At 69.3% G+C, this 1,624-nt stretch carries 3 protein-coding genes; all 3 read right to left on the reverse strand.

Annotation, left to right across the window (positions count from 1 at the left end):
* Positions 1-12 precede the first annotated feature (12 nt).
* A complete protein-coding gene (locus tag KJS59_RS25175) occupies positions 13-540 on the reverse strand; it encodes a hypothetical protein (protein WP_213455445.1) in 528 nt (175 codons plus the stop codon).
* 77 nt (positions 541-617) lie between these two features.
* On the reverse strand, positions 618-821 hold the full coding sequence (locus KJS59_RS25180) for a hypothetical protein (protein ID WP_213455446.1): 204 nt from the start codon (positions 819-821) through the stop codon (positions 618-620).
* Positions 822-1,007: 186 nt separating this feature from the next.
* Entirely contained in the window at positions 1,008-1,586 is a 579-nt protein-coding gene (locus KJS59_RS25185) for a hypothetical protein (RefSeq protein WP_213455447.1), read from the reverse strand.
* Positions 1,587-1,624 lie beyond the last annotated feature (38 nt).

The following is a 1,624-nucleotide window of genomic DNA, read 5'->3' on the forward strand; positions in this document are numbered from 1 at the left end:
AATTCCAGGCCATCAGTCATCCTCTCGTTTCAGGTCGGTGCGCGGCCGGCCGGGCTTGCGCTGCCACCCACGCGTCTTCGCCGCCCGGATGCTCGCCGCGGTGAACACCGGGCCGGCTGCCAGCCTGGTCACCGGGGCCGGGAACTCGGGGTTCGTGCGTGACAGCTGGTCGACGCGCTGAGGGCTGATGCCCAGCTCGGCGGCGGCCTCCCGCAGGCCCATGAGTTCCATCGGGGCGGGGCGGGCCGTGTCGGCGTCGTGCTCCTCCAAGGTGAGCACGCGCAGCCGCACCGGCTCCGCCACCGTCCCTAGCGCCCGGCCGTAGGCGGCCCGGGCCGACCGCAGCGCCACCTCGGACGCCTGACGCATCGTGGGTGCGTCCACGGTCATCGCCGCTTCCAGGCGGTCGGCTTCGCCGTCGTCGTGGACGATCCCGAATCCGGGCAACGCCTGGGTGAGTTCGGTGAGCGCGTCGACGTCGACGGTCTGGGTTGGGCGGTGCCAGGTCACGAACGCCCGCCACTGCCGCTGCTGTGTCATGCTGGTGACTCCATCCTCTTGTGTCCGTCTGCATCCGGATGGGGTGGGGCCGCGTCGTCACGCGGCCCCACCGCTGGTCACTCCCCGCGTGGCGGGAAGCGCAGACCAGCACCGCGCAGAGCGTTGATCATCCACATCCACTCGCGCGAGGTGCGCGGAGTGTGGTGGAAGACCAGCGTGGTGATGCCCTTGGAGAACACCCACGTGCCCGTGCGGGTCTGCCGGGCCGCGAAGCCCTGGCGTACCGCCGCGGTGATGATCTGGTCCATCCGGTCCGTCATTCTGATTGTCACCCCCTCTCTTGTGTCCGTCAAGAGAATACTACCTGAACCTCTTGAGAGACACAAGGGTTTATGGGCGGCACTCCGGACCGCCCCCGCTCCTCGACTCAGGAGCGGGGGCGGCTTCGTCGTGTCCGGGTCAGGCGCCGTTGAGGCTTTCGGCCACGATTGCCGCGGCCGCAACCCCTAGGGTAGAACTCGGCGATTGTGCTCACTGATCGCCTTCGTGATCGCCTTCTTGATCGCCGCCTGCCCGGTGCTGAGCAGCTCGGCTACCTCCTGCGCGCTGCGCTCCCTGGTCGCCGCGTAGATCGCCTCCTGACGCACCCTGGCGGCCATCTGCCGCATGCCCGCGTCGACCAGCATCCCGGCGACCCGAGCCCGGTGCACCGGCGACCCGATCGCCCGCAAGGCCACCTCTAGCTCGTCGACGCTGTCCGGCAGGGTGCCGAAAATCTGCCGCTCGATGCTGTCGAAGCGGGACTCCACAGCGGCCCACGCCTCCTGAAAAATCTCGCGCATCTCCTGCTCGTCGGGCACCGGGGTGCCGACCTGGTGCAGGAAATCGGCGGTGCGCGGCTGCCAGCTCACACCCTCGGGAAGCCGCGCGTCGACCTCCTCCCGCAGGGCGTCGAACAGGGCGTCGAACAGGGCGTCGGTCTGGTCGGGGGTGGAGTCGCCGCCGTTGATGAAGCCCAGGACGTAGTCGCTCTGGGTCGAGATGCAGAATTCGGCGCCGTAGGCGGCGGTGGTCAGCTCGGGCATCGTTGCCTCCTGTCAGTGGGTGGGTGGGTGGGGCCGGG

Origin of the sequence: Rhizomonospora bruguierae, from assembly GCF_018397995.1 — a bacterium.
GTDB lineage: Bacteria > Actinomycetota > Actinomycetes > Mycobacteriales > Micromonosporaceae > Rhizomonospora > Rhizomonospora bruguierae.